The 26656-nt window shown below is 68.8% G+C and carries 23 protein-coding genes; 14 read left to right on the top strand and 9 right to left on the bottom strand.

Annotated elements, in window-relative coordinates; genetic code table 11:
* Positions 1-31: 31 nt before the first annotated feature.
* Both ABT313_RS30195 and ABT313_RS30200 read right to left on the bottom strand, forming a co-directional pair.
* The gene (locus ABT313_RS30195; RefSeq protein ID WP_350860812.1) at positions 32-1540 is read right to left on the bottom strand and encodes a GMC family oxidoreductase; all 1509 of its coding nucleotides are present in this window, start codon (positions 1538-1540) and stop codon (positions 32-34) included.
* Between the two features lie 66 nt (positions 1541-1606).
* Complete coding sequence (locus ABT313_RS30200) at positions 1607-2203, bottom strand: winged helix-turn-helix domain-containing protein (RefSeq protein ID WP_350860814.1); 597 nt, start codon at positions 2201-2203, stop codon at positions 1607-1609.
* Positions 2204-2498: 295 nt separating this feature from the next.
* Between ABT313_RS30200 and ABT313_RS30205 the strand changes: the two genes are divergently transcribed.
* Positions 2499-6875, top strand: a complete 4377-nt coding sequence (locus tag ABT313_RS30205) for a S8 family serine peptidase (RefSeq protein ID WP_350860816.1) — start codon at positions 2499-2501, stop codon at positions 6873-6875.
* 103 nt (positions 6876-6978) lie between these two features.
* On the opposite strand, the gene ABT313_RS30210 is transcribed toward ABT313_RS30205, so the two are convergent.
* Positions 6979-7500 carry a winged helix-turn-helix domain-containing protein gene (locus tag ABT313_RS30210; protein ID WP_350860818.1) on the bottom strand — a complete coding sequence of 174 codons (522 nt, stop codon included), beginning with the start codon at positions 7498-7500 and terminating at the stop codon, positions 6979-6981.
* 249 nt (positions 7501-7749) lie between these two features.
* Between ABT313_RS30210 and arfA the strand changes: the two genes are divergently transcribed.
* The 8 genes from arfA (at position 7750) to ABT313_RS30250 (ending at position 16550) form a co-directional block, all read left to right on the top strand.
* The gene (gene arfA / locus ABT313_RS30215; RefSeq protein WP_350860820.1) at positions 7750-8838 is read left to right on the top strand and encodes a channel-forming protein ArfA/OmpATb; all 1089 of its coding nucleotides are present in this window, start codon (positions 7750-7752) and stop codon (positions 8836-8838) included.
* Between the two features lie 104 nt (positions 8839-8942).
* Positions 8943-9554, top strand: coding sequence for a sunset domain-containing protein (locus ABT313_RS30220; RefSeq protein WP_350860822.1), 612 nt, complete (start codon positions 8943-8945; stop codon positions 9552-9554).
* A 9-nt stretch (positions 9555-9563) separates the two neighbouring features.
* Positions 9564-9764 (top strand): hypothetical protein, encoded by a 201-nt coding sequence (locus ABT313_RS30225; protein ID WP_350860824.1) that lies wholly within the window; start codon positions 9564-9566, stop codon positions 9762-9764.
* A 55-nt stretch (positions 9765-9819) separates the two neighbouring features.
* On the top strand, positions 9820-10032 hold the full coding sequence (locus tag ABT313_RS30230) for a hypothetical protein (RefSeq protein WP_350860826.1): 213 nt from the start codon (positions 9820-9822) through the stop codon (positions 10030-10032).
* Positions 10032-10253: a hypothetical protein gene (locus tag ABT313_RS30235; RefSeq protein WP_350860828.1), complete on the top strand. Its 222-nt coding sequence runs from the start codon at positions 10032-10034 to the stop codon at positions 10251-10253. The genes ABT313_RS30230 and ABT313_RS30235 overlap by 1 nt, the downstream gene beginning before the upstream one ends.
* Positions 10254-10463: 210 nt before the next feature.
* Entirely contained in the window at positions 10464-12179 is a 1716-nt protein-coding gene (gene treS, locus ABT313_RS30240; protein WP_502884036.1) for a maltose alpha-D-glucosyltransferase, read from the top strand.
* On the top strand, positions 12179-13591 hold the full coding sequence (locus ABT313_RS30245) for a maltokinase N-terminal cap-like domain-containing protein (protein ID WP_350860830.1): 1413 nt from the start codon (positions 12179-12181) through the stop codon (positions 13589-13591). The genes treS and ABT313_RS30245 overlap by 1 nt, the downstream gene beginning before the upstream one ends.
* Before the next feature lie 82 nt (positions 13592-13673).
* Entirely contained in the window at positions 13674-16550 is a 2877-nt protein-coding gene (locus tag ABT313_RS30250) for an ATP-binding protein (protein WP_350860832.1), read from the top strand.
* On the opposite strand, the gene ABT313_RS30255 is transcribed toward ABT313_RS30250, so the two are convergent.
* Both ABT313_RS30255 and ABT313_RS30260 read right to left on the bottom strand, forming a co-directional pair.
* Positions 16539-16940, bottom strand: coding sequence for a type II toxin-antitoxin system VapC family toxin (locus ABT313_RS30255; protein WP_350860834.1), 402 nt, complete (start codon positions 16938-16940; stop codon positions 16539-16541). The two genes, ABT313_RS30250 and ABT313_RS30255, sit on opposite strands and share 12 nt — an antisense overlap.
* Before the next feature lie 2 nt (positions 16941-16942).
* Complete coding sequence (locus ABT313_RS30260; RefSeq protein ID WP_350860836.1) at positions 16943-17179, bottom strand: ribbon-helix-helix domain-containing protein; 237 nt, start codon at positions 17177-17179, stop codon at positions 16943-16945.
* 142 nt (positions 17180-17321) lie between these two features.
* Here ABT313_RS30260 and glgB point away from each other — a divergent pair, with 142 nt between their 5' ends.
* Complete coding sequence (gene glgB, locus ABT313_RS30265; RefSeq protein WP_350860838.1) at positions 17322-19508, top strand: 1,4-alpha-glucan branching protein GlgB; 2187 nt, start codon at positions 17322-17324, stop codon at positions 19506-19508.
* A 10-nt stretch (positions 19509-19518) separates the two neighbouring features.
* Positions 19519-20424 carry an NUDIX hydrolase gene (locus ABT313_RS30270; protein WP_350860840.1) on the top strand — a complete coding sequence of 302 codons (906 nt, stop codon included), beginning with the start codon at positions 19519-19521 and terminating at the stop codon, positions 20422-20424.
* Here ABT313_RS30270 and ABT313_RS30275 read toward each other — a convergent pair.
* Both ABT313_RS30275 and ABT313_RS30280 read right to left on the bottom strand, forming a co-directional pair.
* Complete coding sequence (locus ABT313_RS30275) at positions 20414-21229, bottom strand: phosphotransferase (protein WP_350860842.1); 816 nt, start codon at positions 21227-21229, stop codon at positions 20414-20416. The two genes, ABT313_RS30270 and ABT313_RS30275, sit on opposite strands and share 11 nt — an antisense overlap.
* Before the next feature lie 10 nt (positions 21230-21239).
* Entirely contained in the window at positions 21240-21623 is a 384-nt protein-coding gene (locus ABT313_RS30280) for a DUF4870 domain-containing protein (RefSeq protein ID WP_350860844.1), read from the bottom strand.
* 81 nt (positions 21624-21704) lie between these two features.
* Between ABT313_RS30280 and ABT313_RS30285 the strand changes: the two genes are divergently transcribed.
* Both ABT313_RS30285 and ABT313_RS30290 read left to right on the top strand, forming a co-directional pair.
* Positions 21705-22601, top strand: a complete 897-nt coding sequence (locus tag ABT313_RS30285; RefSeq protein WP_350860846.1) for an alpha/beta hydrolase — start codon at positions 21705-21707, stop codon at positions 22599-22601.
* A gap of 17 nt (positions 22602-22618) precedes the next feature.
* Entirely contained in the window at positions 22619-23548 is a 930-nt protein-coding gene (locus tag ABT313_RS30290; protein ID WP_350860848.1) for an RNA polymerase subunit sigma-70, read from the top strand.
* Here the strand turns inward: ABT313_RS30290 and ABT313_RS30295 are convergent.
* Positions 23529-24944 (bottom strand): MFS transporter, encoded by a 1416-nt coding sequence (locus tag ABT313_RS30295; RefSeq protein ID WP_350860850.1) that lies wholly within the window; start codon positions 24942-24944, stop codon positions 23529-23531. The genes ABT313_RS30290 and ABT313_RS30295 overlap by 20 nt on opposite strands.
* Before the next feature lie 23 nt (positions 24945-24967).
* Here ABT313_RS30295 and ABT313_RS30300 point away from each other — a divergent pair, with 23 nt between their 5' ends.
* Complete coding sequence (locus ABT313_RS30300; RefSeq protein ID WP_350860852.1) at positions 24968-25384, top strand: MerR family transcriptional regulator; 417 nt, start codon at positions 24968-24970, stop codon at positions 25382-25384.
* Here ABT313_RS30300 and ABT313_RS30305 read toward each other — a convergent pair.
* Positions 25360-26607, bottom strand: a complete 1248-nt coding sequence (locus tag ABT313_RS30305) for an RNA polymerase sigma factor (protein WP_350860854.1) — start codon at positions 26605-26607, stop codon at positions 25360-25362. The genes ABT313_RS30300 and ABT313_RS30305 overlap by 25 nt on opposite strands.
* Positions 26608-26656 lie beyond the last annotated feature (49 nt).

Below are 26656 nucleotides of genomic sequence, written 5' to 3' on the forward strand. Positions count from 1 at the left end.
AAACTACCGTTCCTGCTCAACGGGTACCCGATCAGACCGGGTCGGACGTCCTCAGCCAGGCGGCCACGCGCTCGGCCACCATGATGGTCGGCAGGTTGGTGTTGGCGGCCGGGATCGTCGGCATCACCGATGCATCGGCGACCCGGAGCCCGTCGACGCCGTAGACCCGGCCTCGGGCGTCCACGACCGCGTCCCGGTCGGGGTCGGTGCCCATCCGGCAGGTGCCCACCGGATGGCGGTAGGAGGCGACGCGGCTGCGGACGGACTCCGCGATCGCGGCACGGTCGTCGTCGGCGACGGCCGGCCCGGGCGCGATCTCGGTGCCGGTGACGAGCGTGGCGAGCGGCTCGCTGCGGGCGATCCGGCGGGCCTCGACGGTGGCGTCGACCATGCGGGCGAGGTCATCGGGGTGCCGAAGGTGTGCGACGTCGATGCGCGGCGGATCGCCCGGGTCCGCGGATCGGAGCCGCACCGATCCCTCCGATCGCGGCGCCATCAGCCCGGCGACGATTCCGAAGACCGCGCCGGACTCGCCGACCTCACGGCCGACGGGGAACGGTCCGGCCGCGAAGAGGTGGAGGTCCGGCGTTCCACCCGCCGTCGGAGAGAGCGTGGCGATCGCCTGGAACCGCGGTCCCGCGGCCGGTCTCGTGGGGAGGTCGACGGCAACGATCGGGTGATCGATCAGATGCTCGCCGACAGCCGGCAGATCCACCACGACGTCGATGTCGAGACGGGACAGACGGACGGCGGAGCCAACGCCCGAGCGAGCCAGGATCACCGGACTGCCGTAGGTGCCGGCCGCCAGTACGACGCGGTGCGCTTCGAGCAGTTCGCCCGTTGTGGAGCGCACGCCGACCACGCGGCCGTGCGCGATCTCTATCCGCGCGATCGTCGTGCCGGAACGTATGGCGAGGTTCGGTCGGTGCCGGGCGGCGGCGAGGTACGTGACGGCAGTGCTCATCCGCAGGCCGTCCCGGACGTTGCGTGGAGTCGGCCCGACGCCGATTGCGCCTGGTCGGTTGTGGTCCTCGACGTACGCGTGCCCGGCCTGGACGGCGGCATCGATGAACGCTCGCTGGATCGGGTTGAGCTCGTCGACCGGATGGCGGCGGATCGGGACCGGACCGTCGATCCCGTGCCACTGGTCGGCGAAGTCCAGGTCAGATTCCAGCCGCCGGAAGAACGGCAGGACCTCGTCGAAGCTCCACCCCTGATTGCCCAGAGCCTGCCAGTGGTCGTAGTCGGCCGGCGCTCCGCGCAGCGCGAAGCAACCGTTCGTAGCTGAACAGCCGCCGATCAACCGCGCTCGCGGCAGCGGGATGCGCCGGTCCAGCAGGTCAGCCTCGGCGTGATAGCCCCAGTCGTGCTCAACGGTCGGCGCGGAGGCGTCGGCAACATCGGCCGGCAATTCGTCCAGGGTCGGATAATCCGGCCCTGACTCGACCAGCAACACCGAGCACCCCGCGTCTTCACTCAGCCGGGCCGCCAGCACGCAACCTGCGGTGCCGCCCCCCACCACGATCACGTCGGCGCTCATCCGGCCTCCCCCTGACCTCACGATCGCACGATCCGCGTGCAGCCACGAGCCCGGGCCCAGACATCCTTACCCCGCGCGGAGATCCGTGATCATCGGGCGTTGGTGATCGGTGAGACGGAAGCCGATGCCGCGGACGGCGTCGATCGTGACCGTGGTGCCGAGTTCGTCGAGTTTGCGGCGCAGGCGCTTCACCACCGAGTGGACGTCGGCGGTACCGCGGTCGTTGAGATCGCGCCAGACCGTCTGGTGCAAAGCGTCGTACGACCACACCCGCAACGGCGTCGACATCAGCCGGGTGAGCAGGTCGTGCTCGAGGTCGGTCAGCTGGATCTCGCGGTCGCGCCAACGGGCCACCGAGCGGGCCCGGTCGATGGTGAGTACGTCGGCATCCGGCTCGTCTCCCGAGGCCCGGACCGCGCCGGCTTCGACCGCATCGGGTTCCGGGGGTTCGGGGTGCTCGGGCGCGGCGGGCGGCGGCTGCTGCGCGGGAACCAGCAGCCTGCGCAGTTCGTCGAGGCTGGAGACCAGCAGCAACGGCGCGACGTCGTCGACGAGCTCGGCCAGCCGGACGCGTTGCTCGGCAGAGGCCGAAACCGCGATCAGCAGCGGGAACGGCTCGTCGTCGGATCCGGTAGTGGTCAGGTCTATACGGGCGGTGACCATCTGATCACGATGTCAAGGGCTGCCTCAGATCGTCAACGAATTGCCAGCCTTTGCCCAGGTTGCCTCGATTCGCCCTACAGCTAGTCACATGTTGCTCACCAGGTGTGCTTGTTACCACGTTGTTCTGACACATAGATTCCACGTCAGGCTTGCGGTGTCACATGCCGCGACCTGGGGGGCACAGTGCGTCTTCGCGCCCTCCTGCAGCAAAGACTCGGGGGAGTCGAGCTCGGGGTCGTTCAAGTGAGGGGCTGCAGAGATGTCACAACCACGAAAGGGACTCACCAGATCTGTGGTGAGCACCCTGGCGGCGCTGGCCGTCGTAGCGACCGGGATGGCCGCCGCCGGCCAAGCCCAAGCGTCGCCTCCGACGAAACCGGAAGCCACGCCATCGCCCGCCGCCAAGATCAAGCCGGAACTCATGGCGAAACTGGACGGGAAGGACGCCAAGTCCGCAACGGACTACTGGGTCCGTTTCGGCGCCAAGGCCGACCTGACCGCCGCCAGCAAGATCACCAACTGGAACGAGCGCGGTACCGCCGTGGCGGCCGCGCTGAAGAAGGCCGCCGCGGACAGCCAGAAGTCGATCCGCGCCGAACTGGACGCGCAACACGTGAAGTACCAGGCGTTCTGGGGTACGAACGCGATCCGGATCGAGAGCGGATCGCTCGCCCTGGCCCAGGACCTGGCCACCCACACCGAGGTCGAGGGCCTGTACGCCCCCGTCCAGATCGAGGTACCGAAGGTCACGCCGGGCCAGCAGGAGAAGGCGGTCCAGGCCGTCGAGTGGGGCGTCGCGAACATCAAGGCGAACCAGGTCTGGTCGCAGTACGGCGACAAGGGTGAGGGCATCGTCGTCGCCAGCATCGACACCGGGGTCCAGTACGACCACCCGGCGCTGGTGAAGCAGTACCGCGGCAACAACGGCGACGGCACCTTCGACCACAACTACAACTGGTTCGACGCGGCCGGCACCTCGCCGAACGCACCGTCCGACGGCAACGGCCACGGCACCCACACGATGGGCACCATGGTCGGCGACGACGGCGCGGGCAACCAGATCGGTGTCGCCCCGGGCGTGAAGTGGATCGCCGCGAACGGCTGCTGCCCGAGCGACGCCGCGCTGATCTCGTCCGGCCAGTGGATGCTCGAGCCGACCGACCTCGCCGGGCAGAACCCGGACGCGAGCAAGCGGCCGAACGTCATCAACAACTCGTGGGGCTCGACGTTGCCGTCGAACGACCCGTTCATGGAGGACATCACCCTGGCCTGGACCGCGTCCGGGATCTTCGGTGCGTTCGCCAACGGCAACAGTGGTGAGGGCGGCTGCAACACCTCCGGTTCGCCGGGCAGCCTGACCAGCAACTACTCGGCCGGCGCCTACGACATCAACAACAACATCGCGTCGTTCTCCGGTCGCGGGGTCGGCCAGGACGGCACCATCAAGCCGAACATCTCGGCCCCCGGTGTCAATGTCCGGTCCAGCCTGCCGGGTAACACCTACGGCGCGTTCAACGGTACGTCGATGGCAACGCCGCACCTGACGGCCACTGTCGCCCTGCTGTGGTCGGCATCGCCGTCCCTGAAGGGTGACGTCGCGGCCACGCGGGCGCTGCTGAACCAGACCGCTATCGACACGCCGAACAGCCAGTGCGGCGGCACGGACGCGAACAACAACGTCTTCGGTCAGGGACGTCTGGACGCGCTCGCGCTGCTCAACGCTGCGCCGATCGGCGACACCGGCACGCTGTCCGGCACCGTCACCGCCGCCACCGGTGGTGCGGCCCTCGCCGGCGCCAGCGTGACGATCCAGGCCGCGGGCCAGCCCGACAAGACGCTGACCACCAGCAGCAACGGCACGTTCTCGTCGGTGCTTCCGGCCGGCGACTACACGCTCACGGTCGCGTCGTTCGGGTACAAGACCCAGACCGCCACGGCCACCATCACCACCGGTCAGACCACCACCAAGAACTTCGCCCTGGAGAGCACTCCGCAGGTGAGTGTGGGCGGTACCGTCACGGACGGCTCCGGCCACGGCTGGCCGCTGTACGCGAAGGTGTCGGTAGAAGGCCCGGGTGGCGTGTTCGACTACACGACCCCGAGCAACGGCCGCTACAGCCTGAAGGTCCCGTCCGGTGCGGACTACTCGCTCAAGATCGAGACGAAGTACCCGGGCTACCAGACCGTCAGCCAGCCGATCACCGTCGGCAGCGGCAACCTGACCAAGAACATCTCGGTTCCGGCCGACGCCGACTCGTGCACCACCGCGCCCGGTTACAAGTGGGGCTCGGACGGCGTCTACGAGACGTTCGACGCCGGCACCACGCCGAGCGGCTGGACCGTCGTCGACAACAAGGGCAACGGCCAGGTCTGGCAGTTCAACGACCCGGGCAACCGGGGCAACCTGTCCGGCGGCAGCGGCAAGTTCGCGGTCATCGACAGCGACCGGTACGGCCCCGGCGGTCTGCAGGACACCTCGATGGTCAGCCCGGTCGTGGACCTGAGCGCGGTCACCGCCCCGGTGATCCGGTTCAACCAGGACCTCAACTGGCTCAGCGGCGAGAAGGCCGACGTGGACCTCTCGATCGACGGCGGCGCGACCTGGTCGACCGTACTGACCCAGATCTCCGACCTCCGCGGCGTCAAGGAGATCGCGATCCCGCAGGCGGCCGGCAAGTCCGCCGTACAGGTGCGGTTCCACTACTGGGACGCGGCGTACGCCTGGTGGTGGGAGGTCGACAACGTACTGATCGGCAGCCAGGTCACCTGTGTGCCGACCGGCGGCGGTCTCGTCGTCGGCAACGTCAAGGACGCCAACACGAGCGGTTTCGTGAACGGCGCGGTCGTCACCCGTGACGGCTCGTCGGAGAGCGCGACCACCGTGGCGACGCCCGAGGACACCGGTCTCAACGACGGCTTCTACTGGCTGTACTCGTCCGTGGACGGCGACCAGGTCTTCACCGCCAAGGCCGGCAACTACGTCAGCTCGACCGCGACCGTTCCGGTCGAGGCCGACTGGACCACCACGGCCGACTACTCGCTGAAGGCCGGCCAGCTGTCGGTCACGCCGGGCAGCATCACCGGCAACCTGAAGCTGCCGACCGGCACCGTGACCAAGTCGTTCAAGGTCACCAACACCGGCGGCGCGGATGTCGACGTGAAGTTCGGTGAGAAGGACAGCGGCTTCGTCCTGGAGAACGCGAACGGCACCAAGACCACCAAGGCCGAGGTGGAGAGCGGGGTCGGCGCACCGCTGCAGCGGCTCGCCGTGAACACCTCGTTCGCCCGGATGCTGTCGGGCAAGACCGGTGCCGCACCGGTCGCCGCGAAGCCGCAGGCGGCTCCGTGGGCCGACATCGCCGACTACCCGGCGACCGTGATGGACAACCGCGTCGTCAACCTCGACGGCAAGGTCTACTCGATCGGCGGCGGCAACGGCAGCGCGTCGACGGCGAACAGCTACGTGTACGACCCGGCCACGATGGCGTGGACGGCGATCGCCCCGCTGCCGGGTGCTCGCAACGCCATCACCGTCGGTGTCGTGGGCGGCAAGATCATCGCCAGCTCCGGCTGGGCGGACGCCGGCCCGGCGCCGGAGACCTGGTCGTACGACCCGGCCGCCAACGCCTGGTCCGCGCTCGCGGCCAACCCGGCTCCGCGTGCGGCCGCCGGTCAGGCCGTGCTCGACGGCAAGCTGTACGCCGTCGGCGGGTGCACCACGTCCGGCTGTCTGCCGATGAGCAACACGGTGGTCCGCTACGACGCGGCCGCCAACACCTGGGAGACGCTGGCGAACTACCCGCAGTCGGTCGCGTTCGCATCCTGCGGCGCCATCGACGGCAAGCTGTACTGCGCCGGCGGTAACGACGGCACGAACTCGCTGAAGTCGGCCTACGTCTACGACCCGGGAGCAGACTCCTGGACCGCGATCGCGGACGCTCCGTCCGACCACTGGGCGGCGTCGTACGCCGTCGCCGGCGGCAAACTGCTCGTCGTCGGCGGTGTCCAGGCCGGTGCGGTGACCAACGCAGGGTTCTCGTACGACCCCGCGTCGGACAGCTGGACCGCGCTGCCGAACGCCAACCTGCCGCGGTACCGCGGTGGCGCGGCGTGTGGCTTCTACAAGATCGGTGGCTCGTCCGGCAGCTTCAACGCCACCGTGGACAGTGAGGCCCTGCCGGGTCTCGAGGACTGCTCGGAGTCGTCGGCGGACGTGAGCTGGATGTCGCTCGACAAGACCGAGGCCACGCTGGCCCCGGGACAGTCGACGACCGTCAAGGTCACGCTCACCGCGAACGTCGACCAGCCCGGCGCCTACAGCGGCGCCGTGACGATCGGCGAGAACACGCCGTACAGCGTGCCTGCCGTCGGCGTCACGATGAACGTCACCCCGCCGAACACCTGGAGCAAGCTGCAGGGCACCGTCACGGGCGTCAGCTCGTCCGGCGCCACCGCCGCCCTCCCGGGCGCGATCGTCGAGGTCGACTCGTGGGCGCAGTCCTACACCTTCATCACCGACAAGAACGGCCAGTACGCGTACTGGCTCGACCGTCGCAACAACCCGCTCACCCTGATCGCCGCCAAGGACGGCTACAAACCCCAGACCCGCACCACGAAGCTGGTAGCCGGCACACCGGTCACCGAAAACTTCGCCCTGAAGTCGATCAAGTAGTCACCTAAGTAGAAAGCCCGGCCCCCGGACCACATGGTCCGGGGGCCGAGCCCTTTGTGGAATGTTCTGGTCGGCAGGCGACGAATAGTTTCCGGAAAGCGCGTCAGGTCGTCGGCAGGAGGTGGAAGCCGACGCCTCGGACTGCGTGGATGGTGACGGTGGCGCCGAGGTTGGTGAGTTTCTGGCGGAGGCGTTTGACGACGGAGTGGATGTGCGAGCCGTGGCCCAGGTGCTCGTTGCCCCAGACGGCGTGGTGGAGGCGCTGGTACGTCCAGACGCGGCCGGGCTCAGTCACCAAGCAGTGCAGGAAGTCGTGCTCCAGCCGGGTCAGCGGCATCTCGCGGTCCTTCCAGCGGACCACGCGGCGGTCGACGTCCAGGCGCAGTTCGGCGACCGGCTCCGGTACCGCCCTGATCGGTTTGGCGACCGGCACCACCGCCGGAGCCATCACCGCCGAACTCGGCGCGATCGTGACTCCGGTGAGCTCCAGGAACGCGCGGGCCTGGTCCGCGCTCGACACCAGCAGCAGTGCGTCGGCCTCGCCGAGCAGGCGGGCCAGGTGTACTCGTTCGGCCGTGGACGCGGCCACGCCGATGATCAGTGACGAATCGGACGACCTCTCCATCGACATCACAGCAAGCCCCTCCCGGTCGACAAGCCCGCCACAAGTACGGTTCACGGCGCGAACTAAGTCAAGCGATTCGTTGCGCACCGAGCTGGCACATATGCGTCCTGTCCGAGACAGGACAAGTTCCCACGGACAGCTTCTGCAGAAGGAAAATCGGCGACGCTCCCCCGCAGAGTGTGCGGAGCCGGGGCGATGCGGAGTAGTCTCCTCGCGCACGGCCACTCTGACCGCATCCACGGAGGAACAGTGCCCGGTCTGGTTCGGCGGCCGCTCATCATCTGGTTGCTCGCGGCTCTCGCAGTACCTGTACTGCTGACGGCTGTGCTGATTCCCGCCAAGGCCGACACCACCGAGGACGACCTCCGGGACCGTACGGTCGCCGCGCTCAAGGCCCGCGGGATCGAGAACGCGGCCGTCGATTTCGACGGGCGGGACGCGAAGATCGTCGTCTCCGGTGACGCGGATCCGGCGCAGGTCCGGGAGATCGCGGCCGGGGTCGAAGGGGTCCGCTCGGTCCGGGTCGAGGGCGGGGCTACGCCGACACCGACTACTACCAGCGAGCCGGCCGAGGAGTCCGGCGTACCGGCGTTCGAGGTCGGGCGGACGGATCGGTCGATCCGGGTGCAGGCGCCCGTGCAGAGTCAAGCGGTCAAGGACGCGCTGTCCGCGGAGGTCGACCAGTTGCTCGGCCCGGACCGGCAGTACGACGACCGGACGACGATCGACGCGGCCAACGGGCTCGCCGATGCGGCGACGCTGTCCGCGCTGCTGCGGGCGCTCGCGATCGGGTCGGGCGACGCTTCTGTGCGGTACGACGGGGACACGGTCACGCTGTCAGGTGAGGTGCCGGACCAGGCGACCAAGGCGACCGTCGGACGGGCCGCTGCGAAGGCCGTGCCCGGTGCGGTTGTGGCCGACCAACTGCAGCTGCCGACGCCGCCGAAGACCGCGCTGAGCGAGCCGTGCCGTACGTTCCAGACCCGGCTGGCCGAGTTCAACCGGGTCTACAAGATCAACTTCCTGTCCGGTACGTCGATCGTCAACGACGCGTCGAAGCCGTCGGTGGTGCGGGCGGCCGCAGTACTGAAGACGTGTACGACGGTGCGGGTCGAGGTGGCCGGTCATACCGACGATCTGGGTTCGCCGGCGACCAGTCTGCCGCTGTCCGAGCGTCGTGCTGCCGCTGTGAAGGCGGAGCTGGTGCGGCTCGGGGTCAATGGGAACCGCATCCTCGCGCACGGGTACGGGCAGGCCTTCCCGATCGCTTCCAACGCCACCGGCGCCGGGCGGATCGCGAACCGCCGGGCCGAGCTCCGAGTAGTGCAGGGGAACTGAATGAGTTGGCTGATCGCCGAGACCTGGATCCTGCTACTGGTCGCCTTCGTCCTGGGCAGCGCGGCCGCATGGCTCGTCCACCGACTGGTGCGGGGGGCACACGGATGAGCTGGCTGTTACGCCACAACTGGCTGTGGTCCCTGCTCGCCTTCTTCCTCGGCGCAGCCATCACCTGGCTCCTCCTGGACCGCCGCCGCCCAGCACCCGCCCTCGCAGACAGCCAGCTCGAGGAAGAACCAGTCCTCGTCGGGGCCGGCGTGGGCTCAAAGACCACCGCCACACCTCGGCCACGCAGCGCGCCCCAAACAGCTGCCCCACCACGGCCGCCCGCCACACCACAGGCACCAGCACCGCCGGCAACTGCCGCGCCGGAGGCTCCTGTCCAGGAGACGCCGCAGCCTGTCTTCTCGCGGGTGATGGAGGCGGAGCCGACGCTGTTCGACGTCGACATGGCAGCCCCGGAGCCGCAGACGACGGTCGACGTACCACCCGGACGGTACGGCGAGGGCTCGGCAGACGCCGTACCGCACCAGGGCCCGCCGGACGGGTTCACGATCAAGGGCAATGCACAGTCGATGCTGTTCCACACACCGGATTCGCCGTACTACGGCCGCACCAAGCCCGAGGTCTGGTTCCGCACCGAGGCCGACGCCGAGCGAGCCGGTTTCACCAAGTACACCCGCCGCCCCCGCAAGTCCGCCGACCCCCGCGACTGAGGATCCCCTGTGCCCCAGCTCCACGTCCCGTACGTCGTAGAACAAGACGAAGACGGCACCTGGCTCGCCGAAGCCGCCCTGACCCCCGACATCTTCCTCCAGGGCGAAGGCGAAACCCGCGAAGCAGCCCTAGAAGACCTCCGCACCTCAATCACCCAAGCAACAGCCGATTCCGGCATCCCCGACCACCTCGTCATAGACCTCCCGTAACTGACCCACTCCCGGTCCTACGATCGCGACAACACTCAGTAGCCAGGAGGCGAAGTTGCAGCGAGACATCACAGTGTCCTTCGTCGTTACCGAGGACACGGAGGACGGCGGCTGGACAGCCTCGGCAGCCCTGACCCCGGACGCGTTCGCGAACGGTGAAGGTGAAACCCGTGAAGCCGCGATCGAGGACCTGAAGTCCGCCCTCGTGGCGCTGGCCGACGTGGTAGGCATCCCCGAGCAATTGGTCGTCACGCTCGAGGACGCCTGATGGCGAACAAGCCCCTGGAGGCCGGAGATCCGGCGGAGCCGGACGGCGTGTTCACGCCGGACGCGGTCATCACGCCTGACGACCGGCTCTTTCCCTACGACAAAGGGCAACCGCCCGCGACCGAGGCGGTGAAGAGGCGGCCCCGGCGGCTGCGCGGCGGAGGCCGGCGCGGGGCCGCGCAGTACACGCAACGGGAGCAGGAACGCGGACCCCGGCGCTGACCGCGGGCCTGTTGGTACGACTGTGTGCGAGCCCATTTGCTTGTACTGGCGAAGGGCCGTCAGACTATGCGGAACGCCTTGCGGGACCGTCCGACCGACGGCGTCACCACATCACCGCGGTACCTCCCGGGTTCTTCCGGGATCAATGCACTGCCCTCCCCTTTTAGGTGCGCCCGAACGGGGTACGGGAACTAGGTTTGGAGACACCCGATGGAGGTGAGCGTGACCGACATGCTGCCGGAGCAGCACCACGGACTGACGAAGAGTGACCCGCTGTGGTTCAAGCGGGCCGTCTTCTACGAGGTCCTCGTGCGGTCCTTCAAGGACTCGAACGCCGACGGCATCGGCGACCTGCAGGGTCTGACCGAGAAACTCGACTATCTCGAGTGGCTCGGGGTCGACTGCCTCTGGTTGCCCCCGTTCCAGCCGTCACCGCTGCGCGACGGCGGGTACGACGTCGCCGACTACACCGGCGTGATGCCGGAGGTCGGCACCGTGCAGGACTTCGAGGAGTTCCTGGTCCAGGCGCACGCGCGCGGCATCCGGGTGATCGTCGACTTCGTCATGAACCACACCTCGGACCAGCACCCCTGGTTCAAGGCGTCGCGGGAGGACCCGACCGGCCCGTTCGGCGACTTCTACGTCTGGTCCGACACCGACGACAAGTACGCCGACGCGCGCATCATCTTCGTCGACACCGAGCAGTCGAACTGGACCTGGGACCCGGTCCGCGGCCAGTACTTCTGGCACCGGTTCTACTCCAACCAGCCGGACCTGAACTTCGAGAACCCCGCCGTCGGCGACGCGATCGTCGACGCGCTGAAGTTCTGGCTGGACCGCGGCGTGGACGGTTTCCGGCTGGACGCGGTCCCGTACCTGTTCGAGACCGACGGCACCAACTGCGAGAACCTCCCCCGGACCCACGAGTTCCTGAAGCGGATCCGCAAGGAGGTGGACGCGAACTACGAGGACCGCGTCCTGCTCTGCGAGGCGAACCAGTGGCCCGCCGACGTGGTCGAGTACTTCGGCGACCGCGACTCCGGCGGCGACGAGTGCCAGATGGCGTTCCACTTCCCGGTGATGCCGCGCATCTTCATGGGTGTACGGCGGGAGTCGCGGTTCCCGATCTCGGAGATCCTGGCCCAGACGCCGGAGATCCCGGACACCTGCCAATGGGGCATCTTCCTGCGCAACCACGACGAGCTCACGCTCGAGATGGTGACCGACGAGGACCGCGACTACATGTGGTCGGAGTACGCGCAGGACCCGCGGATGAAGGCGAACATCGGCATCCGCCGCCGGCTCGCACCGCTGCTGGACAACGACACCAACAAGATGGAGTTGTTCACCGCGCTGCTGCTGAGCCTGCCCGGCTCCCCGATCCTGTACTACGGCGACGAGATCGGCATGGGCGACAACATCTGGCTGGGCGACCGCGACGGCGTTCGGACGCCGATGCAGTGGTCCCCCGACCGCAACGCCTCGTTCTCCACCGCGACACCCGGCAAGCTGGGCCTGCCGGTGATCATGGACCCGGTCTACGGCTTCCAGGCGGTGAACGTCGAGGCCGAGATGGAGAACGCCTCGTCGCTGCTGCACTGGACCCGGCGGATGATCCAGACCCGTAAGCAGCATCCCTGTTTCGGGATGGGTACTTTTACGGATCTGGGCGGTTCCAACCCGAGCGTGCTGTCCTACGTTCGCGAGTTCGGCGACGACATCGTGCTGTGCGTGAACAACCTGTCCCGGTTCCCGCAGCCGATCGAGCTGGACCTGCGGCAGTGGCAAGGAGTGGAGCCGATCGAGTTGCTGGGCGGTGTGCACTTCCCGACGATCGGGGAGTTGCCCTACCTTCTGACGCTGGGCGCCCACGGTTTCTACTGGTTCCGGCTGGCGAAGCCGGCTGACCACGAGGAGAGCATGTAGTGAATTCGCATCTGGACCAGGTCCAGTCCTTCTGCGCGAGCCAGCGGTGGTTCGGGGAGAAGGGACACGACGTCCGCGTCGAAGCGATGGCCACCTCGGTGTGGCTGTCGGACGAGGGCGCCTGGCCGGCGGTCCGGATCGGGTTCGTCTACTGTGCGGGTCCGCCTGGGGTGGAGATCCCGATCCGGGTGTACCAGCTCCCGCTCAGCTACCACCGCGCGCCGGTCGACAACCTCGGCCATGCGCTGATCGGTGAGTGGGCGGAGCCGGATCTCGGCGACGCCGACGTCTGGGTGTACGACGCCTTGCACGACAAGGGAGCAACGCCGTACTGGCTGGACGGGCTGACGCACGGACGGCAGCTGGACGGGCTGGAGTTCCATCCCGTCCAGGCTCCGGACCGGACCATCGAAGTACCGGAGGACGCGCAGTCGCTGGTCCTCACCGTCGAGCAGAGCAACACGTCGCTGGTGTTCGGCGACGTCGCGCTGCTGAAGGTGTTCCGCCGGCTCGAGCCCGGGTCCAATCCGGGGGTCGAGATCGAGTCGGCGCTCACCGAGTCCGGGTCCGAGCTGGTCCCGGAGGTGCTGGGGTCTGCGCGCGGCAGGTGGCCGCGCGCCGGCGGCGGCACCGACAGCGGTGAGCTGGCGATGATGACCGCGTTCCAGAAGAGCGCGACCGACGGCTGGTCGTTCGCGACCTCGTCGGTGCGCGACCTGTACGCCGAGGCCGACCTGCACGCCGAGGAGGTCGGCGGTGACTTCGCCGCCGAGTCGCACCGGCTCGGCGCGAGCACCGCGCAGGTGCACTCCGAGCTGGCGAAGGCGCTCGGCACCGACATCTGGGAGCCGGCCAAGCTGGTCGAGCACGCGAACGCGATGCGTCGCCGGCTCGACATCGCGGCGTCCGCGATCCCGGAGCTCGCGCCGTACGCCGACGGTCTGGCGCACGCGTTCGACGCGCTGGCGACGTACGACCAGCCGGTCACGGTGCAGCGGATCCACGGCGACTTCCATCTCGGCCAGGTACTGCGGACGATCGACGGCTGGAAGCTGATCGACTTCGAGGGCGAGCCGGCCAAGTCCCTGATCGAGCGGCGCGCGCTGGACACCCCGGTGAAGGACATCGCCGGGATGCTGCGCTCGTTCGACTACGCGGCCCGGTCGCTGCTGCAGGACCACGAGGGCGACCAGCAGATCGCGTACCGCGCGGCCGAGTGGGCGACGCGCAACCAGCAGGCCTTCTGCGACGGGTACGCCGAGGTGGCGGGCGCGGATCCGCGGGAGCAGACCGTGCTGCTGAACTCGTTCCTCGCCGACAAGGTGATCTACGAGGTGCTGTACGAGGCCCGGAACCGGCCGACCTGGCTGCGGATCCCGCTGTCCGCAGCGGCGCAGCTGGCCGAACAGTAGTACCCCAAATCTCTGCCAAGTAATCCCACTCCGGCTGAGAATTACAGAGCGTGGGTGGCCGACCACTGTAATACTTGCGGGTATGCCTCCCGAGCCGCTGCTAGAGGTCCGTGTTCTCGGCCCTCTGGCGGTCGGGCTCGACGGCATCCCGCTCTCGGTCGACCGCCCGCTGGAACGGGCCTTGCTGGTCCGGCTCGCACTGGCCGGCGGCATGGCTGTCCCGGACAACCGGCTCGCGGCCGACCTCTGGGGTGACGTCGACCTGGCCCGACCGACCGAGCGGCTCCGAGTGCTCGCGTCCCGGCTCCGCGGCGCGATCGATCAGCCTGATCTGCTCACCCGCGTCAACGGCGGGTACGCGCTGGCGGCCCGCGTCACCGACCTCACCGAGGCCCGGGCCGCAGTCGAGCAGATGCACGCAGCCGTCCGCTCCGGCGACCACCAGCGCGTCCGTACGGCGGCACGCGACGCGCTGTCCCACTGGCGCGGCCCGTCACTCGCCGACCTCCGCACAGTCCCGTACGCCGTAGCCGAAGGCGAGCAGCTCGACGCGTGGCGCCTGACCCTCCAGGTCGAGCTCCTGGACGCCGAGCTGGCCCTGGGCCACGCAGCCGAAGCCGCCCGCGAGCTGGAGGCGCTGGCAACCGAAAACCCTTTACATGAACGCCTCTGGTGCCTGCTGGCCCTGGCCCTCTATCGCACCGGCCGCCAAGCAGACGCCCTGTCCCGCCTGTCCAAACTACGCACTCGCCTAGCCGACGAACTAGGCGTAGACCCAGCCCCCGACACCGCGGCCATGGAGCTACGTCTACTCCGCCAAGACCCCACCCTCCTCCTCAAACCTCCCGCAGTCCCGACTCCCCCACCGGTCGAGCTGCCAGCTGCTCTCACCAGCTTTGTCGGACGTGGCGAGGAGCTCGCCGCGCTTCGCCGACGGCTACAGGAGCCCGGGCTGGTCACGCTGACGGGCGGGCCTGGGAGTGGGAAGTCTCGGCTGGCCGTGGAAGCCGCGCGCGGGGTGGGGCGGGCCGTACGGCTGGTCGAGTTGGCGCCGTTGCAGCGCGAGAGCGCCGTACTGGAAGCGATTGCGGGTGATGACGCCGGCGGGAGCGATCCGATTGCTGCAGCTGCGGCAAACCTGGACGGGTCCGTGCTGGTGCTCGACAACGCGGAGCACGTGATCGAGCAGACTGCAGAGATCGTCGCCGCGCTCGTCCGGCAAGCGCCCGCCCTGACCGTCCTCGTCACCTCGCAGCGACCACTGCAGCTGGCAGCCGAGGAAGTCCGGCCGATGCACCCGCTGGACGCCCTCGACGCGGCCAGGTTGTTCACCGAGCGCTGCGCCGCCGACGCCCACGGAGCCGACCCGGAGAAGATCGCCGCGATCTGTACGGCGGTCGACCGCTACCCGCTCGGCATCGAACTGGCCGCCGGTCTCACCCGCACCCTGACCGTCCCGCAGCTGGCACAGCGACTGGCCGACCGGATGCGCCTACTCGTCGCCGGCTCCCGCGACGCGCAAGTCAGACACACCAGCCTCGTCGCCGCCCTCGACTGGAGCCACCAACTCCTGGGCGACCGAGAGCGCGCCGTACTGCGCCGCATAGCCGTGTTCGCCGGCGGCTTCACGCTGGAGGCCGCCGAACAGATCGCCGACGACCCGCGCGACGTAGCGCCGGCCCTCACCGAGCTGGCGGACCGGTCGCTCCTCACAGTCGAGGCGATCAACGGCCGCCGCTTCCGCCTCCTGGAGACCGTCCGCGACTACGCCCTGGCAAAACTCGACGAAGCCGGCGAAACCGACCCGACCCGGGCCGCACAGCTCGACTGGGCCCTCACCTTCGTCGAGACCGCCGGTGGCGACGACGATTTCGCATCGGCCGAGTCCATCACCGAAGTCTTCGCCGAGTGGCCGAACCTGCTGGACATCCTCGACCGCGCCCCCAACACCGACCGCGCGGTAAAGGGCCTCCGACTAGCACTCGCCCTCCACACCCCGTGGCTCATCCGAGGCTGGTACGCCGAAGCCGCCCGCCACTTCGGCGCCCTGGCCGACGCTCCGAACGCGACCACAGCCGAGCGAGTCACCGCCCTGAGCAACCACGGCTTCGTCCTCACCATGCGCGGCCGCTTCGACCAAGCTGCAGCATCCCTGACCGAAGCCGAAGTACTGGCCAGGACCCAGGACGACGACACGCTCACCCTGACAGCGCTCTACTACCGCAGCATCGTCGAGATCGAGCGCGGCCACCTCCTGGACGCGTTCACTCCGCTGCTGGCCGGTCAAGCTCTTGCCCGCACCTCACCGCAGCACGAACGCCGGCTCTCGGCCTGCACCGACGCGCTGGGCACCCTCTACGTCTACACCGGCCAGCCCGCCAAGGCCCTCGAGTGCTACGAGACCTGCATCGTCGCGGACCGCGAGTACGGCGACGAGCACGGCCTGTCCCGGGGCCTCAGCAATCTCGCCGGCGCACTCGTAAGTCTCGACCGGTACGACGAGGCACTGAAGGCAGCCGCCGAATCCGACCACTACGCACGCCGCCTCGACGACCGCCAGATCCTCCCGCTCAACGAGGTGATCCGCGGCGTGGTCGCGATCGCCCGCGGTGACCTCGACGCCGCCGAGAAGTACCTGCGTGCCGCGGTCGAGTACGCCGTCGCCGACGACAGCGGCGTCACCCACGCCTACATCGACCTGGCCGATCTCCTCGTCCTGCAAGGCGAAGTCGACGAAGCCGCCGCCCTCCTCGACGCTGTCTTCGCCGAAACCCCCGACCACAGCACGTCCTGGCTGGCCGCCCGCGCCGTGGCCACCGCTCTCGCACTGGCCCAGGGCGACCGCGAACAAGCCACCACCCTGCTGGCCGAAACCACCTCAGCCCACACCAGAACCGGCTTCGCCTGGCCCCGCTACACCACCCGCCTCAACACCGTACGGGCCGCGTTAGGGCAATAGCTCGAATGCTTCGGTGTGCAGCGGTCGGACGACGCTGAAATGTCTACGATCCAGGGTCGCGACCTGCTTGATGTCGAGACGTTCAGCCGCCGTCACGACGGACGCATCTGCAGTACCCAACGGCAGGTCACGATAGACGGAAGTGAGCTCCGCGATCCGTAGCCAATCTCGCGGCACCACCGGCTCCGCGACCAGGTTGCCGTTCGCGAGGTCGCCGAGGAAGCGCACCTCGGGCACTGGTCCGAGCCGACTCGCCAGCAGGTAGGTGACTTCCGTGATCACGAGCATCGGCACCAGCAACGGACCTGGGTGCGTCGCCAGAAGCTCGAGGCATTCCTCATGATGCCTGTCGTCCGCATCGACGTAGGCGTAGAGCGGACCGGCATCCACGATCAGTGCGATCTGTCGACCTCCGCGGCGAGGATCTCTTCGATCCGCTCCGACACATCAGCGCGACCGCTACGCCCAGCCCCGGCCGCCAACAGCCGACGTCGCCGTCCGCGACCGGCGGCCAGGTGTGTCTCGACCGCTTCCCGAGTCAGCTCTGAGATAGTCATCCCGCGACGCGCGGCCTCGTGCCGCAACTGGGCGTCGAGCTCGTCCGGCAGTTTGACCGTGGTTCTCCTCATGGTATGCCAGCATACCACCTTGTGTACGTCGGGACTCGGCGGGTACGGGGTGCAGTGAAGACGGAGTTGATCGGGCAGGATGGGATTCATGGGAGAGCGCGAAGCTTTTGAGGAGCCTGTGGTGGCGGTCGAGGAGCCTGTGGTGACAGCGGTTCGGGTCGATCGGACCGAGCTGGAGAGACTCGTTGCCGGCACGTACCACGATCCTCACCAGGTGCTCGGCCCGCACCTCGGCGAGCACGGTGTGACCGTGCGCGCGCTGCGGCCGTTCGCGAAGAGCGTGACCGTGCTGTACGGCGATCACCTCGGCGACCACCGGCTCGACCTGCGGCACGAGCACGACGGGATCTGGGTCGGCGTCCTCGACGTCGACAAGGTCCCGGACTACCGCCTCGAGGTGACCTACACCGACGGTCCCGCGACCGTGGTCGACGACCCGTACCGCTATCTCCCGTCGCTCGGCGAGGTCGACCTGCACCTGATCGGCGAGGGCCGGCACGAGCAGCTGTGGACCGTGCTCGGCGCCCACGTCCGCCGCTACGACGGCCCGACCGGGACCGTCACCGGTACGTCGTTCGCCGTCTGGGCCCCGAACGCGCAGGGGATCCGGCTGACCGCGGACTTCAACTTCTGGGACGGCCGCGCCCATCCGATGCGCTCACTCGGTTCGTCCGGCGTCTGGGAGCTGTTCGTGCCCGGCGTCGGCGCGGGGACGCGGTACAAGTTCGACATCTGCGGCCGCGACGGTGTCTGGCGGCAGAAGGCCGACCCGATGGCCAACCTGGCCGAGACTCCCCCGGCGAACGCGTCGGTCGTCACCGAGTCGTCGTACGAGTGGAGCGACGCCGCGTGGCTCGAGCGGCGCGCGCAGGCGGAGGCGTACGCCGAGCCGATGAGCGTGTACGAAGTACACCTCGGTTCGTGGCGCAAGGGCCGCAGCTACGCGCAACTGGCCGACGAACTCGTTGCCTACGTCAACGACATGGGGTTCACCCATGTCGAGCTGATGCCGGTGATGGAGCACCCGTTCGGCGGATCGTGGGGCTACCAGGTCACGTCGTACTTCGCCCCGACCTCGCGTTTCGGCGACCCGGACGACTTCCGGCTGCTCGTCGACAAGCTGCACCAGGCCGGGATCGGCGTCATCGTCGACTGGGTGCCCGCACACTTCCCGAAGGACGCCTGGGCCCTGGCCCGCTTCGACGGTACGCCGCTGTACGAGCACCCGGATCCGCGCCGCGGCGAGCAGCCGGACTGGGGCACGCTGGTCTTCGACTTCGGCCGGCCCCAGGTGCGGAACTTCCTGGTGGCGAACGCGATCTACTGGGCCGAGGAGTTCCACATCGACGGTCTGCGCGTGGACGCGGTCGCCTCGATGCTCTACCTGGACTACTCCCGCCAGGACGGCCAGTGGGTCCCGAACCAGTACGGCGGCCGCGAGAACCTCGAAGCCGTGTCGTTCCTGCAGGAGATGAACGCGACCCTCTACAAGCGGGTCCCGGGCGTCATCACCGTGGCCGAGGAGTCGACGTCCTGGCCGGGTGTCACCCGGGCAACGCATCTCGGCGGGCTCGGGTTCGGCTTCAAGTGGAACATGGGCTGGATGAACGACTCGCTCCGCTACCTGGAGCACGAGCCGATCCACCGGCAGTACCACCACCACGAGCTGACCTTCTCGATGATGTACGCGTACTCCGAGAACTTCGTCCTCCCGCTCTCCCACGACGAGGTCGTGCACGGCAAGGGATCGCTGCTGCGCAAGATGCCCGGCGACCGCTGGCAGCAGCTGGCCAACCTGCGTGCGTACCTGGCGATGATGTGGGCGCATCCGGGCAAGCAGCTGCTGTTCATGGGCTGCGAGTTCGGCCAGGAGTCGGAGTGGTCGGAGAAGGGCGAGCTGGACTGGTGGCTGCTGGACCACAGCGACCACCAGGGCCTGCAGCAGCTGGTCCGCGATCTCAACCGGGTCTACAAGGACACTCCGGCGTTCTGGCGGACCGACCACGACGCCGAGAAGTTCAGCTGGATCGATGCGAACGACGCCAGCAACAACATCTTCTCCTTCGTCCGGTACGGCGACGAGGGCGAGCCAACTGTGGCGTGTATCGCGAACTTCTCCGCGATCCCGCACCACGGCTACCGCCTCGGTCTCCCGTACGCCGGCCGCTGGGAGGAGGTCGTCAACACCGACGCCAACACGTACGGCGGTTCCGGGGTCGGCAACTTCGGCGCGGTCGAGGCCGACGGACCGGAGTGGCACGGGATGACGACCAGCACCGAGCTGTCCGTCCCACCCCTGGCAACGGTGTACCTACGCTTCACGGGGTAGCGTTCACGGCGTGACCGCCGTAGATCCGCTGTCCGATGGTGACCTGACACTGCACCCTTCGCCGCCGAACGGGCAGGTGACGACGTTCACCGTCGAGCACATCCGGCCGGACGACACGGGTGAGCCGGGCGACGTCCTGGGGACCGTCGAGGTGCGGCGGACCACACCGGGCGTTGCCCTGGTGGTCTGGTCGCTCGACGGCGGCCCCGGACCGGCGCAGCAGGCGCTCCGGCTCGTGACGGAGTACGCGTTCGCTGAGCTCGGGCTGGACCGGCTGCAGGTTGAGGTTGACCCCGAGCTGCACTCGTCGGCGCGGGTCGCGATCCGGTCCGGTTTCCGGCGCGAGGGGGTACTGCGTGGCGCCGCACTCGTGGACGGTGAGCGCCGTGACATCGCGATCTACGGCATGCGCGTCGACGACCCTCGGCCGGACACAGTGACCGGCTGGACCGCACTGATGGACTCGACGCTGCCGAAGAAGCGCGTGATCGCCCACGTCGTCGTACGCGACACGGCAGGCCGGGTCCTGCTGTGCCAGGTCAGCTACAAGAAGGACCTGGAGCTGCCCGGCGGTGTGGTCGAGCCCGACGAGGACCCGGCGACCGGTGCGTCCCGCGAGATGCAGGAGGAGATGGGTACGGCGCTGCCGCTGCTCGGCGTACTGGCCATCGACTGGCTGCCGCGCTGGGAGGGCTGGGGCGACGCCGTCGAGATCCTGTACGACGGGGGCGTGCACGACCCGTCGCTGATCGACGAGCTCCAGCCGGACGGGTTCGAGATCCGGGGACTGTCGTGGCACGCGCCCGAGGAGCTGGCGGGCCTGGTCTCACCGCTGAACGCCCGCCGCCTCCCGATGCTCCTGGCCGCGCCGGATCAGCTGCACAACCTACGAGCCGGCGTACCGATCACTTCGTGAGCTGGTTGACACACCAGAGGTAGTGCCCGTCACCGGCGTTCTCGTCGTAGATGGTCGCGGTGATGATCGCGTACGCCTGCCGGTACAGCCGCATCCGCTCCCGGTCGTGCCCGAGCCCCGCAAACCGGTCCAGCAACAGGTCGTCGAGCCGCCGTGCGTCCGGCCCGTACATATCGAAGAACCCAGCCGCCAGCGACGCCTCGAACGTGGTGTCCCCGGCAGTCGACAGGAACCCCCAGTCCAGCACCGCCGCAACCTCTGAGCCGTGCATCAGCACATTGGGCGGACAGACGTCCCCATGGACGACGCTCAGCTCGACCTCAGGCAGGGCGCTGAGCTCCTCGATCACTGTGTCCAGCAGCGCGGGGAAGTCGGGCACGTCCCGTTCGAGATGAACCTTCGAGGCTGCGGCACGACGGCGTACGACAGCCGCGAGACTCTCGCCCCAGGACCGGCCCCAGAACGGCTCGCCTATCACCGGGAGCGCGCGGCTCGCCGGACCCGGGCGCGCAGTACGGAGTGCCTCGACAACCAGGACGAACGCATCCAGCGCCTGCGACTCGGGCAACCCCGCCTGATGCAGCGGCAGGCCGGTCAGCTTGTCCTCGACGCTGACCGCGAGCCCGTTCTCCCCGGCGCTCACCTCGCGGATCCGCGGCGTACGAAACGGCAGCTCCGGCAGCTCGTCGAGGAACGCCTTCAGCGGCAGCACATCCTCCGGCCGCCGGTCGAACCAGACCTTCCGCACGGACCCGTCCCCGAGGTCGTAGACCGCGCCTTCCATTCCCTGGCCGATGAGCTCCACCGGCCCGACCCTAGCGGACGAACCGGATGGTCAGGGGGTAGCGGTACTCCTGGCCGCTCGATGCCGCGATCGTCGCCAGCACGATGAACACGACCGCCGCGACCGCGCCGATCACGATCAGCGGCACGATGATCAGCACCCCGAGACCGAACGTGATCAGCACCAGCACCACCGCGATCGCGGTGTAGATCAGCAGCGAGATCTGGAAGTTCAGCGACTCGACCGCGTTCTTGCGGACGAACTCGGACCGGCCGCGGAACAACAGCCAGATGATCAGCGGACACAGGAACCCCATCGCTAACCAGGCCGCGACGAACACCCCCACATGGGCGAGCATCGCCCAGGTGCGTTCTTCCGAGGCCGACAACGCCGGCCCTGAGCCCGAAGTGCTCATGCTCCCAGTGAAGCACGCCGATTCCTTTCTGCACCCGTGCCGGTCAGTACCGATAACGACCAGCAACCGAAAGGATTCACGATGGCGAGCAAGGAGTCCGAAGCGGTACGTCGGCACTGGATCAGGTCGCGTGTGTCCGCCGAGCGGGACACCCCCGACGGCGACCAGGAGCTGGGCGACCACCGCTGGGCCGAGCTCACAACTGAGCCCTCGGACGTGGACTACCTGTCCGTCGACGGCCGGCAGGCGATCTGGATCGTCCCGCACCACGCCGCCACCGACCGGGTCCTGCTGTGCTTCCACGGCGGCGGCTACATCGGCGGATCGCGCTACTCACACCGGAAGATGTTCGCTCACCTGGCCAAGGCGGTCGGCGCCCGGGCGCTCGTCTTCGACTACCCGCTGGCGCCCGAGCACACGCATCCCGCTCAGCTCGACCACGCCGTCGACACCTACCGCTGGCTGCTGGACCAGGGCATCTCCCCCGAACACATCCTGTTCGCCGGCGATTCGGTCGGAGGCGGGATGGCCGTCACCACGCAGCTCTGCGCCCGCTCGATCGGCCTGCCGCTGCCGGCCGGCGCGCTGCCGTTCTCCCCGGCCGTCGACTTCGCGGCGACCGGAGCGTCGTACGACACCAACCGGAATCGGGACGAGTTCTTCCACCGCGACCTGGTCCGCGGACTCGCCTACCTGTTCCTCGGACCGGACGGCTCACCGCAGGATCCGTTCGTGAACCCGCTGTACGGCGACCTGACCGGGCTCGGACCGATCTACATCCAGGTCGGCGGCGACGAGGTACTGCTGGACGACGCTCGCACGTTGGCCGAGGGAGCGGAGAAGGCCGGGGTCGACGTACGGCTCGATGTCTTCCCGGAGATGCAGCACACGTTCCAGATGGCGGCCGGTCGCGCGCCGGAAGCCGACGATGCCATCCAGCGGATGGCACGCTGGGCACGACCGGTGCTGGGCCTGTGACGACAGAAGAGGTAGTGGTGAGCGATTTCGACAGCCGGACCGAGCCGTTCCGCAAGGAGCTCCTCGCGCACTGCTACCGCATGCTCGCGTCGATCCACGAGGCCGAGGACGCGGTCCAGGAGACGTACCTGCGGGCGTGGCGGGCGTGGTCCGGGTTCGAGGAGCGCTCGTCGGTGCGGGTCTGGCTGTACCGGATCGCGACCAACGTCTGCCTAACCGCCCTCGAACAGCGCGGCCGTCGCGCGCTGCCGTCCGGGCTGGCGGCTCCGGCTACGGACCTGTCCCCCGGCGTACCTCCCGAAGACCCGTCCGTGCTCTTCGTAGAGCCGATCGCGGAGTCGTTGGTACATGACCCGGCGACAATCGTCACCACGCGCGAGAGCCTGCGGCTGGCGCTCATCGCGGCGCTGCAGTACCTGCCGGCCAAGCAGCGCGCCGTACTGATCCTGCGCGAGGTCCTGGCGTTCCCTGCGGCCGAGGTCGCGACGATGCTGGACACGTCCGTCGCGGCAGTGAAGAGCACGCTGCAACGAGCGCGCGCCCGCCTGGACGAGAATCCGACCGAGCCTGTGGTCGAGCCGGACGACCCCAAGGCCCAGGCTCTGCTGGCCGATTACATCAGCGGCTTCGAGAACGCCGACATGGCCGCGCTGGAGCGGGCGTTGCGCGCGGACGCAGCGATCGAGATGGTCGGTACGACGGCGTGGTTCAACGGCCGCGTGATGTGCCTGCAGCTGCTGGCCTCGGCGGTCGGCGAGCCGGGCGACTGGCGGATGCTGCCGATCGTCGCGAACGGTCAGCCCGCGGTCGGCGCCTACTTCAAGGGCGAGGCGTACGGCATCGCCGTACTCACCCCGACGGCCACCGGGCTCACCGGCATCCACGTCTTCAGCACGCCCAGCCTCGTCCCGTACTTCGGACTGCCGCTCACACCGCCTGCACCGTAAGGAGCGCGCGCCGACTCGTACTCACCAAAGCCAACGCCAGTACGACGAGTCCCGTCGCGATGATCGGCCACCAGACCAGATGCGCGGCGTCGACGAACGCCTCCGGATCGGTCGTCGCCTTGGCACCGACGATCGATCCGGCGATCGCGACCCCGAGCGACGTACCGGTCTGCCGGCCGACCGACGCAAGCGACGCCGCGAGACCGGTCATCGACGCGGGCATCCCGGACACCGCCGAGTTCGCGATCGGCGGGTTGATCGTGCCCAGGAACACGCCGAAGAGCAGGAAGATCGCGAGGATGACGGGCAGCGGGGTGTCGATGCCGATCGTCATCGACGCGGCGGCGCCGAGCGTGAGCGCCGTACTCGCGACGACCAGCGGCAAGCGCGGGCCCAGCGAACCGACCACGCGGCCGGTGAGCGGCGACAGCACGCAGATCAGCAGACCGACTGGCAGCAGGGACAGGCCGGCGTCGAGCGCTGACAGGTTGCGGACGCTCTGCAGGTAGAGGGTCGTGACGAACAGGAACGCCCCGAAGCCGCTGTAGGCGAACAGCGCGATCAGTACAGCGGAGCTGAACGGCACACTGCGGAACAGGCGAAGCTCGAGCAGCGGCTCCTCGCGCCGCCGTTCGTACCCGATCAGGGCGACCGCCGACACGGCCGCGACCACCAGCAGCCCGACGATGAACGGCGAACCCCAACCGTGCTTCTCGGACTCGATGATCGCCGACACGACGCCGCCGAGAACCAGGATCACCAGGAGCTGGCCGACCGGGTCGAACCGGCGGCCGTGGGCGGCCCGCGACTCGGGCACGAACAGGCTGGTGAAGACCACCGCGAGTACGACGATCGGCAGGTTCACCCAGAAGATCGACCGCCAGCCGAGGCCGTCGACGAGCGCACCGCCGAGGATCGGCCCGAGCACGAGCGACAGGCCGGCCGTCGCGCCGAAGATCCCGATCGCCCGCGCCCGCTCGGCCCGGTCGGGGAACACGGTCACGACGATCGCCATCGCGACCGGGTTGAGCATCGTCCCGCCGACCGCCTGCACCGCACGCGCGGCGATCAGCCAGCCGATCCCGGGCGCCAGGCTGCACAGCAGCGAACCGACCCCGAACACGATCAGCCCGAGCCGGAACATCCGGCGGCGACCGAACCGGTCGGCGGTCGAGCCGGCCAGCAACAGGAAGCTCGCGAGCACGAGCGTGTAGGCGTCGACGGTCCACTGCAGTCCGGCCGTCGAGGCGCCGAGCCCGTCCCGGATCGCGGGCAGGGCGACGTTGACGATCGAGATGTCCATCACCGAGATCAGCAGGCTGGCGCAGCAGATCACCAGCACGGCGTACCTGCGGGCACTGGTGAGACCAGTCTCGTGGGGCGTTGTGAGGCTCATAGGACCACGTTAGGATTTAGAGCGTGCTCGAAGTCAATGAACGCGGGATCAGTATTGCCGAAGCCGCCGAACGCACCGGCGTCAGCGTCCACACCCTGCGGTACTACGAGCGCGCCGGCCTGGTCGTCACCACCGTCGACCGCACCGCCGGCGGGCGCCGTCGGTACCGCAAGATCGACCTGGACTGGATCAAGATCTGCACCAGGTTCCGCGCCACCGGGATGCCGATCCGGACCATCCGGGCGTACGCCGAGCTCGTCCTGGCCGGGCGCGGCAACGAGAAGGACCGGCTCGAGCTGCTCGAGGCGCACCGCTCCGACGTACTCACCCAGCTCGCCGAGCTGCAGGAGAGTCTGGAGCTGATCGACCACAAGATCGACGTGTACCGCGGCCGGATGGAAGCCGGCGACGCCGATCAGCTCTGGGCGCCACGGGCCTGACTCCGCGCCTGGCTGGGCGCCTGAAGTCGCGCGGTCAGGAAGCGGCGCTCGGTCTCGTTGGCGGTGAGCTCGATCGCCTGCCGGTAGGCCTCGGCGGCCTCCTCCGTCCGGCCGAGCCGGGTCAGGACGTCGGCGCGGGTCGCGGGCAGATAGGCGTACGTCGCCAGCGCGGATTCCTTGCCCAAGACATCCAATTCGCCGAGCACCGCCTCCAGATCTGCGCCGGGGACGAGGCTGTGCGCGGCCGCCCGGTTGAGCGCGACGATCGGCGTCGGCCAGCTCACCATCATCGCGTCGTACATCCGGACCACCTGACCCCAGTTCGTCCTCGCCCACGACGGCGCGGTCACGTGCAGTCCGGCAACAGCTGCTTGCAACGCGAACCGGCCGTGGCCGCGCTCCAAGGCCACCGTGGCTCGCGAAACCCCCTCTGCAAGCAGCTGCGCGTCCCACCGGGAACGGTCCTGATCAGCGAGCAGCACCAGCTCGCCGTCAGCGCTCACTCGCGCGTCACCGCGCGCCTCGGTCATCAGCAGCAACCCGAGCAACGCCTGCGGTTCCGGCTCGTCCGGCATCAGCCGCTCGAGCATCCGTGCCAGCTCGATCGCGCGGCCGGTGAGATCGGTCCGCGTCAGCGCCGGCCCCGCCGCGACGTGCCCGGCCGTGTAGACCAGATGGACGACGGTCAGCACGACATCCAGCCGCTTGGGCAGTTCGTGATCCGGCGGGATCCGGTACGGGATGGCCGCCGCCGCGATCTTCTTCTTCGCCCGCGTGATCCGAGCGGCGGCGGTCGCCTCGCTGATCAACAGGACCGCGGCCACCTCCCGGGTCGTGAGTCCGCAGATCAGCCGCAGCGTCAGCGCGACCTGCGATTCGCGCGCGAGTGCCGGGTGGCAGCAGGTGAACACCAGCCGGAGCGGATCCGTCGGCTGCTCGACCTCGCCGGGCTCCTCCACCAGCAGCGGGAGCTTCCGCCGCAGATTCGTCTCCCGCCGCAGCCGGTCCAGGGCGAGGCGCCGCGCGACGGTGGTCAGCCAGCCGCCCGGGTTCACCGGGATGCCGTCCGGCCAGGTCCGCAACGCCTGCACGAACGCGTCCTGCGTGCAGTCCTCGGCCAGGTCGAGGTCCCGCGTCAGGCGCACGACCGACGCGAGCACGGTGGACCAGCTCTCACGATGAGCCCGGTCCACCACCCGGGTGACCTCTACCGCCTCAGTCATCACTCTCCCCCGCTCCGGGTACGCCGGCGGGACGGATCGCCGACGTACC

The organism is Kribbella sp. NPDC000426 (assembly GCF_040300265.1).
GTDB lineage: Bacteria > Actinomycetota > Actinomycetes > Propionibacteriales > Kribbellaceae > Kribbella.

Bases quoted from the DNA above. Each gene is read 5' to 3' on its own strand.
- ABT313_RS30235 (WP_350860828.1), top strand. From the start codon at position 10,032: ATGGCGAACAAGCCCCTGGAGGCCGGAGATCCGGCGGAGCCGGACGGC.
- ABT313_RS30195 (WP_350860812.1), bottom strand. From the start codon at position 1,540: ATGAGCGCCGACGTGATCGTGGTGGGGGGCGGCACCGCAGGTTGCGTG.
- ABT313_RS30280 (WP_350860844.1), bottom strand. From the start codon at position 21,623: ATGAGCACTTCGGGCTCAGGGCCGGCGTTGTCGGCCTCGGAAGAACGC.
- treS (WP_502884036.1), top strand. From the start codon at position 10,464: ATGGAGGTGAGCGTGACCGACATGCTGCCGGAGCAGCACCACGGACTG.
- ABT313_RS30210 (WP_350860818.1), bottom strand. From the start codon at position 7,500: ATGGAGAGGTCGTCCGATTCGTCACTGATCATCGGCGTGGCCGCGTCC.
- ABT313_RS30295 (WP_350860850.1), bottom strand. From the start codon at position 24,944: ATGAGCCTCACAACGCCCCACGAGACTGGTCTCACCAGTGCCCGCAGG.
- ABT313_RS30200 (WP_350860814.1), bottom strand. From the start codon at position 2,203: ATGGTCACCGCCCGTATAGACCTGACCACTACCGGATCCGACGACGAG.
- ABT313_RS30260 (WP_350860836.1), bottom strand. From the start codon at position 17,179: ATGAGGAGAACCACGGTCAAACTGCCGGACGAGCTCGACGCCCAGTTG.
- ABT313_RS30220 (WP_350860822.1), top strand. From the start codon at position 8,943: ATGAGCTGGCTGTTACGCCACAACTGGCTGTGGTCCCTGCTCGCCTTC.
- ABT313_RS30250 (WP_350860832.1), top strand. From the start codon at position 13,674: ATGCCTCCCGAGCCGCTGCTAGAGGTCCGTGTTCTCGGCCCTCTGGCG.
- ABT313_RS30305 (WP_350860854.1), bottom strand. From the start codon at position 26,607: ATGACTGAGGCGGTAGAGGTCACCCGGGTGGTGGACCGGGCTCATCGT.
- ABT313_RS30285 (WP_350860846.1), top strand. From the start codon at position 21,705: ATGGCGAGCAAGGAGTCCGAAGCGGTACGTCGGCACTGGATCAGGTCG.